The following is a 13,637-nucleotide window of genomic DNA, read 5'->3' as shown; positions in this document are numbered from 1 at the left end:
CACGGTGGCCCCGCCCCTTCCTCGTGCGGCACGCGTTCTCAGGCGGTCGGCTGCGCCGTCACGCCCCCCTCACCGGGTCGACCGTCAATGCTCCGGTCGACCGTCTGACTTCCAGGAGTCGAGCGGTCGAGCAGTGCACTGACGGTCGACCACGGGAGCGCCGCAGGACATCGCACGGCTTCGCAGCACCCGGGTACGCCGACGGCGGGGCCGGCCACCAGGTGGTGGCCGGCCCCGCCGACGTTGCTCAGCCGGTGCTCCCGGCAGCGGTCCGCGCGCTCAGTCGCGCGGCTTCTCGCGCATCTCCCAGGTCTCGATGACGTCGCCCTCGGCGATGTCCTTGAAGCCCAGGTTGATACCGCACTCGTAGCCGTCGCGGACCTCGGTGACGTCGTCCTTCTCGCGGCGCAGTGTCTCGATGGTGAGGTCGCCGTTGACGACCACGCCGTCGCGCACCAGGCGGGCCTTGGTGCCGCGCTTGATGATGCCGGAGCGGACGATCGAGCCGGCGATCGAGCCGAACTTGGAGGAGTGGAAGACCTGCCGGATCTCGGCGGTGCCGAGCTCGACCTCCTCATGGATCGGCTTGAGCATGCCCTTGAGGGAGGCCTCGACGTCCTCGATCGCGTTGTAGATGACCGAGTAGAACTTCATGTCCACGCCCTCGCGGTCCGCCAGCTCGGCGACCCGCTCGGCCGGACGGACGTTGAAGCCGATGATGACGGCGGAGTCGACCGTGGCCAGGTTGACGTCGTTCTGCGTGATCGCACCGACACCGCGGTGGATGACGCGCAGCGCGACCTCGTCGCCGACGTCGATCTTGAGCAGGGAGTCCTCCAGCGCCTCGACCGCACCCGAGCTGTCGCCCTTGAGGATGAGGTTGAGGGTGTCGACCTTGCCCTCCTTGAGGACGTCGGAGAGGTTCTCCAGCGAGACGCGCTTGCGGCGCTTGGCCAGCATGGCGGCGCGCTCGGCGGCCTCGCGCTTGTCGGCGATCTGACGGGCGGTGCGGTCGTCGGGGGCGACGATGAAGGAGTCGCCCGCGCTCGGCACGTTGGTCAGGCCCAGGACGAGGGCCGGACGCGCGGGGCCGGCCTCCTCCAGGGAGCTGCCGTGCTCGTCGAACATGGCGCGCACGCGGCCGTAGGCGGCACCGGCGACGATCGGGTCGCCGACGCGCAGCGTGCCGCGCTCGACGAGGATCGTCGAGACGGCGCCACGGCCCTTGTCGAGCTTCGCCTCGATCGTGACGCCTCGGGCGTCCGTGCTCGGGTTGGCGCGCAGGTCCAGAGCGGCGTCGGCGGTCAGCAGGACGGCCTCGAGGAGCCCGTCGATGTTCTGGCGCTGCTTGGCGGAGATGTCGACGAACATCGTGTCGCCGCCGTACTCCTCGGGCACGAGACCGTACTCGGTGAGCTGACCGCGGATCTTCTCCGGGTTCGCGCCCTCCTTGTCGATCTTGTTGACCGCGACGACGATCGGCACGCCGGCCGCCTGCGCGTGGTTGAGGGCCTCGACCGTCTGCGGCATGACGCCGTCGTCGGCCGCGACCACGAGGATCGCGATGTCCGTGACCTCGGCACCGCGTGCGCGCATGGCCGTGAAGGCCTCGTGACCGGGGGTGTCGATGAAGGTGATCGGGCGCTCCTCGTCGTTCAGGTGCACGCGCACCTGGTAGGCGCCGATCGACTGCGTGATGCCGCCGGCCTCGTCCGCGACGACGTCCGTGGAGCGGATCGCGTCGAGGAGCTTGGTCTTACCGTGGTCGACGTGGCCCATGACCGTGACGACCGGGGGACGCGGGAGGAGGTCGGAGTCGTCCTCCTCGGCCTCCTCGGCCTCGAGGTCGATGTCGAAGGACTCGAGCAGCTCGCGGTCCTCGTCCTCGGCGGAGACCATCTGGATCTCGTAGCCGAGCTCGGCGCCCAGGAGCTGGAAGGTGTCCTCGTCGACGGACTGCGTGGCCGTCACCATCTCGCCGAGGTGGAAGAGCACCGTGACGAGGGCCGCCGGGTTCGCGCCGATCTTCTCGGCGAAGTCCGTGAGCGTGGCGCCCTGACGCAGGCGCAGGGGGGTCGAGCCGTCCCCGCGGGGGACGATGACGCCGCCGATCGACGGCGCGCCCTGCTGCTCGAACTCCTGCCGCTTCGCGCGCTTCGACTTGCGTCCGCGGGTGCGACCACCGCCGCGCCCGAAGGCGCCCTGGGTGGAGCCGCGTCCGCCGCGCCCGCCGCGGGGGCCGCCGAAGCCGCCGCGAGGACCGCCGCCACCGGCACCGCCGCGACCGCCGCCGGGGCGACCGCCACGACCGCCCTGACCGCCGCGGGCCGGGGCGCCGGGACGACCGACGGAGGAGTGACCCGGCATCATGCCCGGGTTGGGACGCGGGCCGCCGGGACGGGGACCGCCGCCCTGAGGACGGGGACCGCCGTTGCCGGCACCGGCCGGACGGGGACCGCCGTTGCGCGCGCCGGGGCGGGGGCCGCCCTGCGGACGCGGGCCGCCGGAGCCGCCGGGACGGGGCATGCCCTGCGAGGAGGCGAAGGGGTTGTTGCCCGGGCGCGGGGCGCCGTTACGACCGCCCTGACCGGGACGGGGACCGCCCTGACCGCCCTGGCGGCGGTTACCGCCGGGACGGGGCATGCCCTGCGAGGAGGCGAAGGGGTTGTTGCCCGGGCGCGGGGCGCCGGGACGCGGGCCCGGGGTCGGCGCCGAGCGACGCGGACCGGGGGTGGGGGCGTCGGAGCGCCGCTGCGGGGCGCGCGGAGCCTCGGACGCGGGCTTCGGGGCGCGCGGACCGGGGGTCGGCGCGTCGGAACGCTGCTGAGCGGGCTTCGCGGCCGGCTTCGGGGCCGACGGCGCGGGAGCCTCGGAGGCGGCCTTGGGCGCGGCGGGGGCCGCGGGCTTCTGGGCCGCGGGGGCGGCCGGCTTGGCGCCGGGCTTGGGCGCGGAGGACGGCTTGGGGGCGGCGGGCTTGGCACCGCCGTCGGCGGCCTCGGCCTGCGAGCCGAAGTGCTCGCGGACGCGACGGGCCACGGGCGGCTCGACGGCGGAGGAGGCCGCCTTGACGAACTCTCCCTGGTCCTTGAGCCAGGCCAGGATCACCTTGGACGTGATCTTCTTGCCAGTGGGGTCGAGCTCCTTCGCGAGCTCGTGAACGCGTGGTTTTGCCACTTTTCTCCTGTCCGGTTCACCCGTCCCCGGACAGGGACGGGCGCTAGTAGAGGCAGCTCATCGCTGGGTACTCATCGGGTGCCCATCGGCTTCCTACCCGCCTTCTCAATCGGTCGTGCCGGGCCCGTGGGGGTCCGGTGTCGTCAGGGTCATGACCCGCCCGCGTCGCGGTCGAGCCACTGCCTCACGGGGGTCGCATCCGGCGACCCGCTCACGCGCAGGGCGCGCCCGAAGGCGTTCCTGCGCTCGGCGAGGGCGAGGCACTCGGGATCCGGGTGGATCCAGGCGCCGCGTCCGGGCGCCACGGCCCGGACGTCGACGGCGAGCTCGCCGCCCTGCGTCGTCACCAGGCGCAGCAGCTGCGCCCGGGGGGCCCTGCCGCGGCAGCCGACGCAGGTGCGCTCGGGCACGTGTGAGGTGGTTGCCACCCGGCCGTGTCCTTCCGCTCGCTGCTCGGCGGCCCCGTGGCCCGGTTGCCCCCGACGACGGGCGCACCGGCGTGCGCCGGGCGTCCGGAGGGGGCGCCGGACCCATGAGGGTCCTCCCGAAGTCTAGCGGAGAGGCCGCTCAGGCCTCCTGGCCGACGCCTGAGGGACCTGTCACGTCGTCGGCGCGGGACCCCTGCCCGGGGGCGACCTCGCCGGACTCGGCGTCGGCGTGGATGTCGATCTTCCAGCCGGTGAGACGGGCGGCGAGCCGGGCGTTCTGCCCCTCCTTGCCGATCGCGAGGGAGAGCTGGAAGTCCGGCACGACGGCGCGGGCGACCTTCTCCTCGGCGTCGAGGATCGTCACGGAGGAGACGCGCGCCGGGGACAGGGCGTTGGCGACGAAGCGCGCCGGGTCCTCGGAGTGGTCGACGATGTCGATCTTCTCCCCGCCGAGCTCGGCCATGACGGCGCGGACGCGCTGCCCCATCGGGCCGATGCAGGCGCCCTTGGCGTTGACGCCGCGCTGGCGGGAGCGGACCGCCATCTTCGTGCGGTGGCCGGCCTCGCGGGCGATGGAGACGATCTCGACGTCGCCGGAGGCGATCTCGGGGACCTCGCGCTCGAAGAGCTTCTTGACCAGCCCCGGGTGGGTGCGCGACAGGATGATCTGGGCGCCCTTGAGGCCGCGGGAGATCTCGATGACGAGGGCGCGGACCCGGTCTCCGTGGCGGTAGCGCTCGCCGGGCACCTGCTCGTGGGGCGGCATGATGCCCTCGTGCTCCTCGTCGAGGCTCACGTAGACGATGCGGGGGTCCCTGCCCTGCTGGACGGTGCCGGAGATGAGCTCGCCGGTCTTGTCCTTGAAGGTGCCCAGGACCTCGAAGTCGCGACGGTCCTGGATGCGCTGGACGATGACGGAGCGGGCGGTGGCCTGGGCGATGCGGCCGAAGTCGTCCGGGGTGTCGTCGAAGTACTCGCCGGTGGGCTGGTCGTCGTCGTCGACCTCGGGCGCGAGCACGGTCATGTGACCGGACTTGCGGTCGATCTCGACGTGGGCGCCGCGGATGGCGCCGGGGATCTTGGAGTAGGCGCCGAGGATGGCGTCCTCGATGGCGGGCAGGAGGTTGTCCAGGTCGATGCCCAGCTCGCTCGCGGCGCCTCGCAGCTCCGGCATGTTGATGTCCATGGGTTCCTCTCTCGTCCGATGAGGCGGGCGGTGGGGCCCGCCGGGCCGTGCGCGACGGCCCGTGAAGTCGGTGTGTGGTCGGTGGTGCCGGGTGGGCGCCCGTGGCGGGGCCCTCCGGCGGGTCAGAGGACGACGACCATCCGCGCGCTCTCGACGTCGTCGACGGCGACGGTCCGCGGCTCGCCGTCGACGACGAGCGTGAAGGAGTCCTCCCCCGCGTCCTCGACGGTGCCGGTGACGGTCCCGGCGGCGGTGGTGACCTCGGCGTCGTGGCCGACGGCGCGGCGGAACTCGCGCGCGGTGGAGAGCGGGCGCTCGGCGCCGGGCGTGGAGACCTCGAGCGTGTACTGGCCCTTGACGGGATCGGCCTCGTCGAGGGCGTCCGAGACGACCTGGGTGATCTCCCCGAGGGTGTCGAGGTCGAGGTCCCCGGGGCCGTCGGCGAGGTCGACGACGGCGCGGACCGTGGAGTACCTCCCGGCGCGCGTGGTCTCGACGCGCTCGAGGACCGCGCCGGCCCCCTCGACGACGGGGGCGAGGAGCTCGACGAGCGTGCTCTCGAGCGCCTCCGCGCTGTTCGCGGTCTTCGCCATCTGGGGCATCCTCCCGGTCGTGGGCGTGGTCGGTCGGGGTCATGCTACCCGGCGTGCGAGGATCGGGACGTGCAGCCCTTCCTCAGTACGGAGACCGAGTCCGGCGCCGTGACCGCGTCGGCGCACGACCGCGCGGCGCGCAGCCCTCGTTCACTGAGCGGGAAGGCCCGGCCCCGCGGCCGCGACCTGTTGCTCCGGCGCGCGGGGGCGCTGGTCCTCGTGGCGGCCCTGGCGTCGACCGGAGCGTGCTCCCTGCGGATCGGCTCGAGCGAGCCCGACCCGCTGCCGACGATGTCCCAGGAGCAGTCGGCCCGCGACGGGCTCGCGAGGGACGCCGTCCTCATCGCCTCCGCGGCCGCCTCCGTGGCGGACGGCGGCGGGCAGGCCGACGACGCCACCCGGACCCGGGCGGCCGCCCTCGCGAAGGCCGTCGAGGAGCAGGACGAGGCCCTCGGAGGCGTGTGGGAGCCCTGGGCGAGCGCTCCCCCGACCGGCTACCCGACGGCGACGCCCGTCGCGACGGTGAGCGCCGGCTCGGGCACCGACGAGCTCGTGGGCGCCCTCGCCCAGGGCGTCACCCGGGCGCGCGAGGCCGCCCTCGCAGCCACCGACGCCGGTACCGCGGCCCTGTACGCCTCGATCACGGTCTCCTGGTCGGCCGCGCTCGTGACCCTCTCCCCCGACGACGAGGCGGTCGTCGCCTCGGCCCGCGACGCCTCCTCGATGACCGAGCCGCTCTCGGCCGAGAGGCTCCTCGCCTACGACGCCGCCCGCTACGCCATGGAGGAGGTGGCCGCGCGAGCCTCGGGCGACGACCGGACGCGCGCGGTCGCGGACTCGAAGGCCGCGGGCGACGTCGTCACGGCCTCGGTGGCCCTCGGCGGGACGGACTCGCGGCTGGCCGCCTACGCCGAGCCGGAGGCCTCCGGCGGCGCGAGCGCCGACGTGACCTGGGCCCGTGAGGCCTGGACCGACGTCATCGAGGCGGAGGTCGCCGACATCGGCGCGGACTCGGGCGACGCGCGGGAGGCCTCGCTCGACGCGGCGGTCGACGCCGCCGAGCGCGCCGCGGCCTGGGGCGCGAGCGCGGCCGCGCTACCCGGCTACACCGTCGGCGCGAAGGCCGCCCCGAGCACGACGGGCACTGCGGTCGCCACGCAGCCGACGGCGGGAACGGCGACAGCGACTGCCTCCGGCGCACCGACCACCACTGCATCCGCGACTCACTGAGCTCGGTCGATCCACGCGCTCAGCTCGGTTCGGCGGGCACCGTCGTGCTGAGAGCGAGTCGCCTTGAGGGCTCAGGCGACGTCGGCGGCGGTCGGGGCGGCCGCGAGGGCCTCCTCGACGGCGGCGGAGACCTCGGCGGCGCCGTCGGCGACGCGCACGCTGCGGCGGTCGCCGGAGCGGCGGTCGCGGATCTCGATCGTGCCCTCCTTGGCGAGGTCGCGACCGACGACGACGGTGAAGGGCACGCCGAGGAGCTCGGAGTCGGCGAACTTGACGCCGGCGGAGACCTTGCGGCGGTCGTCGTAGAGGACCTCGTAGCCGGCCGCGTCGAGCTGGGCCGCGAGCGCGGAGGCGGCCTCGAAGACCGCGTCGTCCTTGCCGGTGGCGAGGACCTGGACGTGGAAGGGGGCCACCTGGATCGGCCAGGCGAGGCCGTGCTCGTCGTGGTACTCCTCGGCGAGGGCGGCGAGCGCACGGGTCACGCCGATGCCGTAGGAGCCCATGGTGACGACGCTGGCCTTGCCGTTCTCGTCGAGGACGGTGAAGCCGAGGGCCTCGGAGTACTTGCGACCGAGGGCGAAGATGTGGCCGATCTCGATGCCTCGGGCCAGCTTGAGCGGGCCGGAGCCGTCAGGAGCGGGGTCGCCCTCGCGGACCTCGGCGGCCTCGATGGTGCCGTCGGCCTCGAAGTCGCGGCCCTTGACGAGGTGGAGGACGTGCTTCTTGACGGCGTTCGCGCCGGTCACCCAGCTGGTGCCGTCGACGACCCGCGGGTCGAGGAGGTACCGCACGGAGCCGGTGAGGAGCTCGGTGCCGTCCTCGGCGGTCTCGACGCGGCGCAGCTCGGAGTTGGGGCCGATCGCTGCGGGGCCGATGTAGCCGCGGACGAGCTCGGGGTGGCCCTCGAAGTCCTCCTCGCCGGCCATGGCGACCTCGGCGGGGGCGACGGCGGCCTCGAGGCGCTTCATGTCGACCTCGCGGTCGCCGGGGACGCCGACGACGAGCAGCTCGGTCGAGCCGTCCGGGTGGGTGAGGGTGACGACGACGTTCTTGAGGGTGTCGGCGGCGGTCCAGGCGCGCCCGTCCTCACGCGGGTACTCGTTGTTGAGGAGGTCGACGAGGGAGTCGATGGTGGGGGCGTCGGGGGTGTCGACGACGCGGGCGGGGGGCTCGTTCGAGGCGTCGACCGGGTCGGGAACGACGGTGGTGACGGCCTCGGCGTTGGCCGCGTAGCCGCCGTCGGAGCGCACGAAGGTGTCCTCGCCGATCGGCGAGGGGTGGAGGAACTCCTCGGAGTGGGAGCCGCCCATGGCGCCGGCCATGGCGTTGACCGGCACGTACTCCAGGCCCATGCGCGTGAAGATGCGCTCGTAGGCGGCGCGGTGGCGCAGGTAGGAGGCGTCCAGGCCGGCGTCGTCGACGTCGAAGGAGTAGGAGTCCTTCATGACGAACTCGCGGCCGCGGATGAGGCCGGCGCGGGGACGGGCCTCGTCGCGGTACTTCGTCTGGATCTGGTAGATCGCGGCGGGCAGGTCCTTGTAGGAGGAGAACATGTCCTTGGCGAGGAGGGTGAACATCTCCTCGTGGGTGGGGGCGAGGAGGTAGTCGCCGCCCTTGCGGTCCTGGAGCTTGAAGAGCGTCGGGCCGTACTCCTCCCAGCGGTTGGTCGCCTTGTAGGGCTCGGCGGGCAGGAGCGGCGGGAAGTGCACCTCCTGGGCGCCCATCGCGTTCATCTCCTCGCGCACGATGGCCTCGACCTTGCGCAGCACGCCCAGGCCGAGCGGAAGCCAGGTGTAGATGCCGGGGGCCATGCGGCGGATGTAGGCGGCGCGCACGAGCAGCTTGTGGCTGTCGACCTCGGCGTCGGCCGGGTCCTCGCGCAGGGTACGGATGAAGGCGGTGGACATCGTCTGAAGCACGCGCCGATCCTACGTGAACCCGCCGCGCCTCCCCGCGACAGTCTCGCCGGGCGCACCGGGAGCCGTGTCGCGGGCTCACGCGCCCCGTGAGGAGGGGCACGCACGTGCGCCGTGGGAGCCCTCGTGTTCGCCTTGCACGCGGATGAACGGGCCGTTACCCTCGAGCGCACCCCTCTGACGGCGGTTTCCGGGTCTCGGGGAGCACTCAGGGACCACCGGCGAGCAGGAAGGCAGTATGGAACGGCATCCTGCCGCCCGGGTCGGGCACGGCCGAACGTGGGCCAAGACCATCCTCATGGGCGAGCACTCCGTGGTCTACGGCCACGCCGCCGTCGCCTTCCCCCTCCACGCCCTCGAGATGCGCGCCACGGTCACCCCGATCGACGGCCCCTCGACCCTCGCCTCCCTCGACTACGACGGCCCCCTGTCCGAGGCCGGACCGCGCTTCGCCCCGGTTGTGCGCGCCTTCGAGGCCGCCCGCGAGTTCACCGGCGGTCTGGAGCAGTCCTTCGCCATCGAGACCTCCTCGGACTTCCCCCACGAGCGCGGGCTCGGTTCCTCGGCCGCCTCCGCCGGCGCCATCATCCGGGCCGTCCTGGACGCCTTCGGCCGCCAGGCCACCGACGTCGAGGTCCTGGCCCTCACCAACCTCGCCGAGCAGGTCGCCCACGTGCGCCCCTCCGGGCTCGACGCCGCGACGACGACCTCGGACCTGCCGATCCGCTTCCAGTCCGGTGAGATGCGGGCCCTGTCGCAGCAGGTCAGCGGCGTCCTCGTCATCGCCGACTCCGGGATCCACGGCTCCACCCGCGACGCCGTCGCGGGCCTGCGCGAGCGCTACGAGGCGGACCCGGACGCCGTAGGTCCGCGGATCAACAGGCTCGGTGCGCTCACCCAGGCCGCCATCGAGGCCCTCGACGCCGGTGACGCCGCGGCTCTCGGCACCGCCATGGACGCGGCGCACGCCGTCCTGGCCGAGCTCGGTATCTCGATCCCCGCCCTCGACGGGCTCACCCGGGCCGCCCGCGACGCCGGGGCCCTGGGCGCCAAGCTCTCCGGCGGCGGCCTCGGCGGCTGCGTCATCGCCCTCGCCGCCACCGACACGGACGCCGAGGCGGTCCGCGCCGCCCTCCTCGAGGCCGGCGCCGCCCAGACCTGGACCTACCAGATGCGCGCGAGCGAGGCCTCCGAGTGACCCTGCCCAGTTCCCCCGCCGCCGGCACGACGACCGGGTCGGCCGCCCGATCGGCCACGGCGAGCGCCAACTCCAACATCGCCCTCATCAAGTACTGGGGCAAGGCCGACCCGGCCAACCAGGTCCCGACGACGTCGAGCCTGTCCCTCACGCTCGGCGGCACCCGGACCAGCACCACGGTCGCCTTCGACGGCGGGGCCGACGGCGACGACGTCGTCCTCATCAACGGCTTCAAGCCCTGGGGCACGGCCCGCGACCGCGTCGTGCGCTTCATGGACCTCGTCCGCGAGCGCGCCGGCGTCACCGAGCGCGCCACCGTGTCCTCCGTCTCCACCGTGCCGCTCGCCGCCGGCCTGGCCTCCTCCGCCGCCGGCTTCGCGGCCCTCGCCGCCGCCGCGTCGCGCGCCGCCGGCCTCGAGCTCGACGACGCCGACCTGTCCCGCCTGGCTCGCCGCGGCTCGGGCTCGGCCACCCGCTCCGTCTTCGGCGGCCTGGCCGTCTGGCACGCCGGCACCGACGACGCCACGAGCTACGCCGAGGCCGTCCCCGGCGCCGAGGAGCTCGACCTCGCGATGGTCGTCATCACCCTGGAGACGGGCCGGAAGTCGATCTCCTCCTCCAGGGCCATGCAGGCCACGATGACGACCTCGCCCCTCTACCCCGCCTGGGTGGAGGCCTCGGCGAAGGACCTCGAGGAGGCCCTCGCCGCCGTCGCGGCCCGCGACCTTCCTCGCCTGGGCGCCGTCGCCGAGGGCAACGCGCTCGGCATGCACGCCGCGATGGCCGCCGCCAGGCCCGCGATCCTCTACTGGCTTCCCGGCACGGTGGAGGCGATCCACGCCGTCGCCGCCCTGCGCGAGGAGGGCCTGCCCGCCTGGGTGACGATGGACGCCGGTCCCAACGTCAAGGTCGTCACCTCCGGAGCCCGCGCCGAGGAGGTCGCCGCTGCGCTGCGCGAGCGCCTGGCCGGGGCGATCGTGAGCGTGCGCCGACCCGGCGGCGGGATCCGCTACGAGCAGGAGGCCGAGTGACCACGGGCGAGCACGGGGCACCGATGACCGCGGGCCGCACTGTCAGCGACGGCGCCGTCTCGCGACGGGCCCCCGGCAAGCTCTACGTGGCCGGCGAGTACGCCGTCGTCGAGCCCGGGCACCGCGCCGTCCTCGTCGCCGTCAACCGGTTCATCACGGTCACCGTCTCCCCCGTCCACGACTCCGGACGCCGCTCCGGGCGCATCGCCTCCAGCCTCTACGCCGGCGGCACCCGCTCCTGGCGCCGCCGCCCCGAGGACGGCACGGCCCTCGTCGAGGGCGCGCCGGTCGACTACGTCCTCTCCGCGATCCGCCTCGTCGAGTCGCTCGTGCGCGAGCGCGGCGGCGAGCTGCGCCTCTTCGACCTCGACGTCGACTCCCAGCTCGACGACGCCTCCGGCCGCAAGCTCGGACTCGGCTCCTCCGCCGCGGTGACGGTCGCGACCGTGCGCTCCGTCGCCGCCTTCTACGGGCTGCGCCTGACCGACACCGAGGTCTACAAGCTCTGCCTGCTCGCCTCCGACTCCGTCGAGCCCATCGGCTCCGCGGGCGACCTGGCCGCGTCGACCTTCACCGGCTGGGTCGACTACTCCTCCCCGGACCGCATCTGGATGCGCGAGGAGCGCGTCGAGCGCAGCGTCGACGACATGCTCCTGGCCGACTGGCCGGGCCTGCGCATCGAGCGCCTCGAGCCTCCCGTCGGCGTCGACCTGCTCGTCGGCTGGACCGGCGACCCCGCCTCCACCGCCGGGCTCGTCGCCGACGTCCAGCACGGCGCGCACTCCGCCGCCCCGGCCGCCCTCGACTACGAGGAGTTCCTCGCCGGCTCCCAGGCCTGTCTCGCGGGCCTCGTGCGCTCCATGGAGTCAGGGGACCTCGACGCCGTCGCCGCCCGCGTCCAGGAGGACCGCACGCTCCTGGCGGGGCTCGCCGCCTCGACCGGCGTCACCATCGAGACGCCCCTGCTGACCCGCCTCGTCGAGATCGCCCGCGAGCACGGGGCCGCCGCGAAGTCCTCCGGGGCCGGCGGCGGCGACTGCGGCATCGCGCTGTGCCCGCCGCACGTCGACGAGCGAGCCATCCTCGCCGGCTGGATGGCCGTCGGCGTCGTCCCCCTCGACCTGGCCGTCCACACCCGCGACCCGAGGACGGAGGACCGATGAGCGAGCAGCCCATCGCCGCTCGGCCCAGTGAGACGGCCGGAGCCGACCAGCAGCCCCAGCCGGGCGTCGCCCAGCACGCGCACCGCAAGGACGAGCACGTCGCCCTGGCCGTGAGCCTCCACGACCCGGAGCGCCGCACCGGCTACGACGACGTCGCCTTCATGCACCACGCCCTGCCCGGCACGTCGATCGACGCCGTCGACACCCGCACCGAGGTCCTCGGCACCACCTGGGGCCTGCCCCTCTACATCAACGCCATGACCGGCGGGACGCCGAAGACGGCCGCGATCAACGCTGACCTCGCGCGCGCCGCCGCCGGCGCCGGCATCGTCATCGCGACCGGCTCCCAGCACGTCGCCCTGCGCGACCCGGAGCTCGCTGAGACCTTCTCGGTCATCCGCCGCAACGCGCCCGACGCCTTCGTCCTGGCGAACGTCGGGCCGACGGTCTCCCCCGAGCTCGCGCGCCGCGCGGTCGAGATGCTCGACGCCAACGCCCTCCAGATCCACCTCAACGTGGCCCAGGAGGTCGTCATGCCCGAGGGCGACCGCGACTTCTCCTCCTGGTCCGACGCGGTCGCCGCGATCGTCGAGGCGGTCGACGTGCCCGTCGTCGTCAAGGAGGTCGGCTTCGGCCTGTCCCGGCGGACCGTGGACGAGGTCATCGGCCTGGGCGTGTCCGCCGTCGACGTGGCCGGCAACGGGGGCACCGACTTCGTCGCCATCGAGAACTCGCGCCGCCCCGGCATGGAGTACTCCTACCTCACCGGCTGGGGTCAGTCCGCGGTCCTGTGCCTCCTGGAGTCCGCGGCCGGTCCCGACGCCGTGGACGTGCCCGTGCTGGCCTCCGGGGGCGTGCGCACCCCGCTCGACGTCGTCCGGGCGCTGTCGCTGGGCGCCCGCGCGGCCGGCGCCTCCGGCCACTTCCTGCGCACCCTCGTCGGCGGGGGCCCCGAGGCCCTCGAGGCCGAGCTGGACTCGTGGACGAGCCAGCTGCGGTCCCTCATGGCGCTCGTCGGCGCGAGCGACGTGCCGGGCCTGCAGCGCACGGACGTCCTCGTCACCGGCCAGACGGCCGAGCGTGCGCGTCTGCTGGGCATCGACCTGGAGCGCCTCGCCCGCCGCTCGCGCGGCTGAGTCCCCTCGCTACGACGGCGGGGCCGAGCACTGCGAGCACCCTCAGCGCTGGTAGACCTCGCGACGATGAGCAGCGCGCACGACCGTCACGGTGAGACGCTCGTCGAGGACGTCGTAGATCACGCGGTAGTCGCCCACGCGGATCCGCCAGGCGGTCCGTTCCCCGACGAGCTTCTTCGCCCCGTGCGGGCGGGGGTCCTCGGCGAGCTGCGCGACGGCGTCGAGCACGCGGCCGCGCACGGGTCGCGGCAGCTTCCTCACCTGCCGTGCAGCGGCTGAGGTGAACTCGACGCGGTAGCTCACGACAGGAGGTCGCGCCGGAGGTCCTCGAGGCTCACGCGCTGGCCGTCATCGGCGGCGACCGCCGCGCGGTAGGCCGCGACGTCCTGCGCCATCTCGAGCTCCTCGAGCGCCTCGAGATCGGCCGGGCCAACGACGACCGCGGCGAGCTTGCCGTTGCGCGTCACGCCGATGCGTTCACCGGCGTACATGGCGCGGCTGAGGACGTCGGAGAGCTCGCTGCGGAGCTCGCGGGTCGAAACCTCGCTGGTGAGACTGTCCATGTCCCGATTGTAGCCACCT

The 13,637-nt window shown here is 74.0% G+C and carries 12 protein-coding genes; 5 read left to right on the top strand and 7 right to left on the bottom strand.

Annotation, left to right across the window (positions count from 1 at the left end):
- Nucleotides 1-279 precede the first annotated feature (279 nt).
- From infB to AXF14_RS08850, 4 genes are all read right to left on the bottom strand, one after another.
- Entirely contained in the window at nucleotides 280-3,174 is a 2,895-nt protein-coding gene (gene infB, locus AXF14_RS08865; RefSeq protein WP_067942605.1) for a translation initiation factor IF-2, read from the bottom strand.
- Between the two features lie 149 nt (nucleotides 3,175-3,323).
- Complete coding sequence (locus AXF14_RS08860) at nucleotides 3,324-3,602, bottom strand: YlxR family protein (protein ID WP_067942603.1); 279 nt, start codon at nucleotides 3,600-3,602, stop codon at nucleotides 3,324-3,326.
- 139 nt (nucleotides 3,603-3,741) lie between these two features.
- Nucleotides 3,742-4,788 carry a transcription termination factor NusA gene (gene nusA, locus AXF14_RS08855; protein WP_067942601.1) on the bottom strand — a complete coding sequence of 349 codons (1,047 nt, stop codon included), beginning with the start codon at nucleotides 4,786-4,788 and terminating at the stop codon, nucleotides 3,742-3,744.
- Between the two features lie 122 nt (nucleotides 4,789-4,910).
- Nucleotides 4,911-5,381: a ribosome maturation factor RimP gene (locus AXF14_RS08850; protein ID WP_067942599.1), complete on the bottom strand. Its 471-nt coding sequence runs from the start codon at nucleotides 5,379-5,381 to the stop codon at nucleotides 4,911-4,913.
- 69 nt (nucleotides 5,382-5,450) lie between these two features.
- Between AXF14_RS08850 and AXF14_RS08845 the strand changes: the two genes are divergently transcribed.
- Nucleotides 5,451-6,611, top strand: a complete 1,161-nt coding sequence (locus AXF14_RS08845; RefSeq protein WP_067942597.1) for a hypothetical protein — start codon at nucleotides 5,451-5,453, stop codon at nucleotides 6,609-6,611.
- Between the two features lie 71 nt (nucleotides 6,612-6,682).
- On the opposite strand, the gene AXF14_RS08840 is transcribed toward AXF14_RS08845, so the two are convergent.
- Nucleotides 6,683-8,530 (bottom strand): proline--tRNA ligase, encoded by a 1,848-nt coding sequence (locus AXF14_RS08840; RefSeq protein WP_067942595.1) that lies wholly within the window; start codon nucleotides 8,528-8,530, stop codon nucleotides 6,683-6,685.
- A 235-nt stretch (nucleotides 8,531-8,765) separates the two neighbouring features.
- Between AXF14_RS08840 and mvk the strand changes: the two genes are divergently transcribed.
- The 4 genes from mvk to fni are packed head-to-tail and all read left to right on the top strand — an operon-like array spanning nucleotide 8,766 to nucleotide 13,055.
- Nucleotides 8,766-9,725, top strand: coding sequence for a mevalonate kinase (gene mvk / locus AXF14_RS08835; protein ID WP_067942593.1), 960 nt, complete (start codon nucleotides 8,766-8,768; stop codon nucleotides 9,723-9,725).
- On the top strand, nucleotides 9,722-10,756 hold the full coding sequence (gene mvaD, locus AXF14_RS08830) for a diphosphomevalonate decarboxylase (RefSeq protein ID WP_067942591.1): 1,035 nt from the start codon (nucleotides 9,722-9,724) through the stop codon (nucleotides 10,754-10,756). Before mvk ends, mvaD begins: the two co-directional genes overlap by 4 nt.
- Complete coding sequence (locus AXF14_RS08825; RefSeq protein ID WP_315500897.1) at nucleotides 10,753-11,919, top strand: phosphomevalonate kinase; 1,167 nt, start codon at nucleotides 10,753-10,755, stop codon at nucleotides 11,917-11,919. The genes mvaD and AXF14_RS08825 overlap by 4 nt, the downstream gene beginning before the upstream one ends.
- On the top strand, nucleotides 11,916-13,055 hold the full coding sequence (gene fni / locus AXF14_RS08820; RefSeq protein ID WP_067942589.1) for a type 2 isopentenyl-diphosphate Delta-isomerase: 1,140 nt from the start codon (nucleotides 11,916-11,918) through the stop codon (nucleotides 13,053-13,055). Before AXF14_RS08825 ends, fni begins: the two co-directional genes overlap by 4 nt.
- Nucleotides 13,056-13,097: 42 nt before the next feature.
- Here fni and AXF14_RS08815 read toward each other — a convergent pair whose 3' ends face one another.
- Nucleotides 13,098-13,358 (bottom strand): type II toxin-antitoxin system RelE family toxin, encoded by a 261-nt coding sequence (locus AXF14_RS08815; protein ID WP_067942587.1) that lies wholly within the window; start codon nucleotides 13,356-13,358, stop codon nucleotides 13,098-13,100.
- Nucleotides 13,355-13,618 (bottom strand): type II toxin-antitoxin system Phd/YefM family antitoxin, encoded by a 264-nt coding sequence (locus tag AXF14_RS08810; protein ID WP_067942585.1) that lies wholly within the window; start codon nucleotides 13,616-13,618, stop codon nucleotides 13,355-13,357. The genes AXF14_RS08815 and AXF14_RS08810 overlap by 4 nt, the downstream gene beginning before the upstream one ends.
- Nucleotides 13,619-13,637: the final 19 nt, after the last annotated feature.

The sequence above is a fragment of the Actinomyces radicidentis genome (assembly GCF_001553565.1).
Classification (GTDB): domain Bacteria; phylum Actinomycetota; class Actinomycetes; order Actinomycetales; family Actinomycetaceae; genus Actinomyces; species Actinomyces radicidentis.
The sequence above is the reverse complement of the archived record's forward strand: the minus strand, read 5'-3'. Positions and strand labels throughout refer to the sequence as shown.

Bases quoted from the DNA above. Each gene is read 5' to 3' on its own strand.
- nusA (WP_067942601.1), bottom strand. From the start codon at position 4,788: ATGGACATCAACATGCCGGAGCTGCGAGGCGCCGCGAGCGAGCTGGGC.
- AXF14_RS08850 (WP_067942599.1), bottom strand. From the start codon at position 5,381: ATGGCGAAGACCGCGAACAGCGCGGAGGCGCTCGAGAGCACGCTCGTC.
- mvk (WP_067942593.1), top strand. From the start codon at position 8,766: ATGGAACGGCATCCTGCCGCCCGGGTCGGGCACGGCCGAACGTGGGCC.
- fni (WP_067942589.1), top strand. From the start codon at position 11,916: ATGAGCGAGCAGCCCATCGCCGCTCGGCCCAGTGAGACGGCCGGAGCC.
- AXF14_RS08810 (WP_067942585.1), bottom strand. From the start codon at position 13,618: ATGGACAGTCTCACCAGCGAGGTTTCGACCCGCGAGCTCCGCAGCGAG.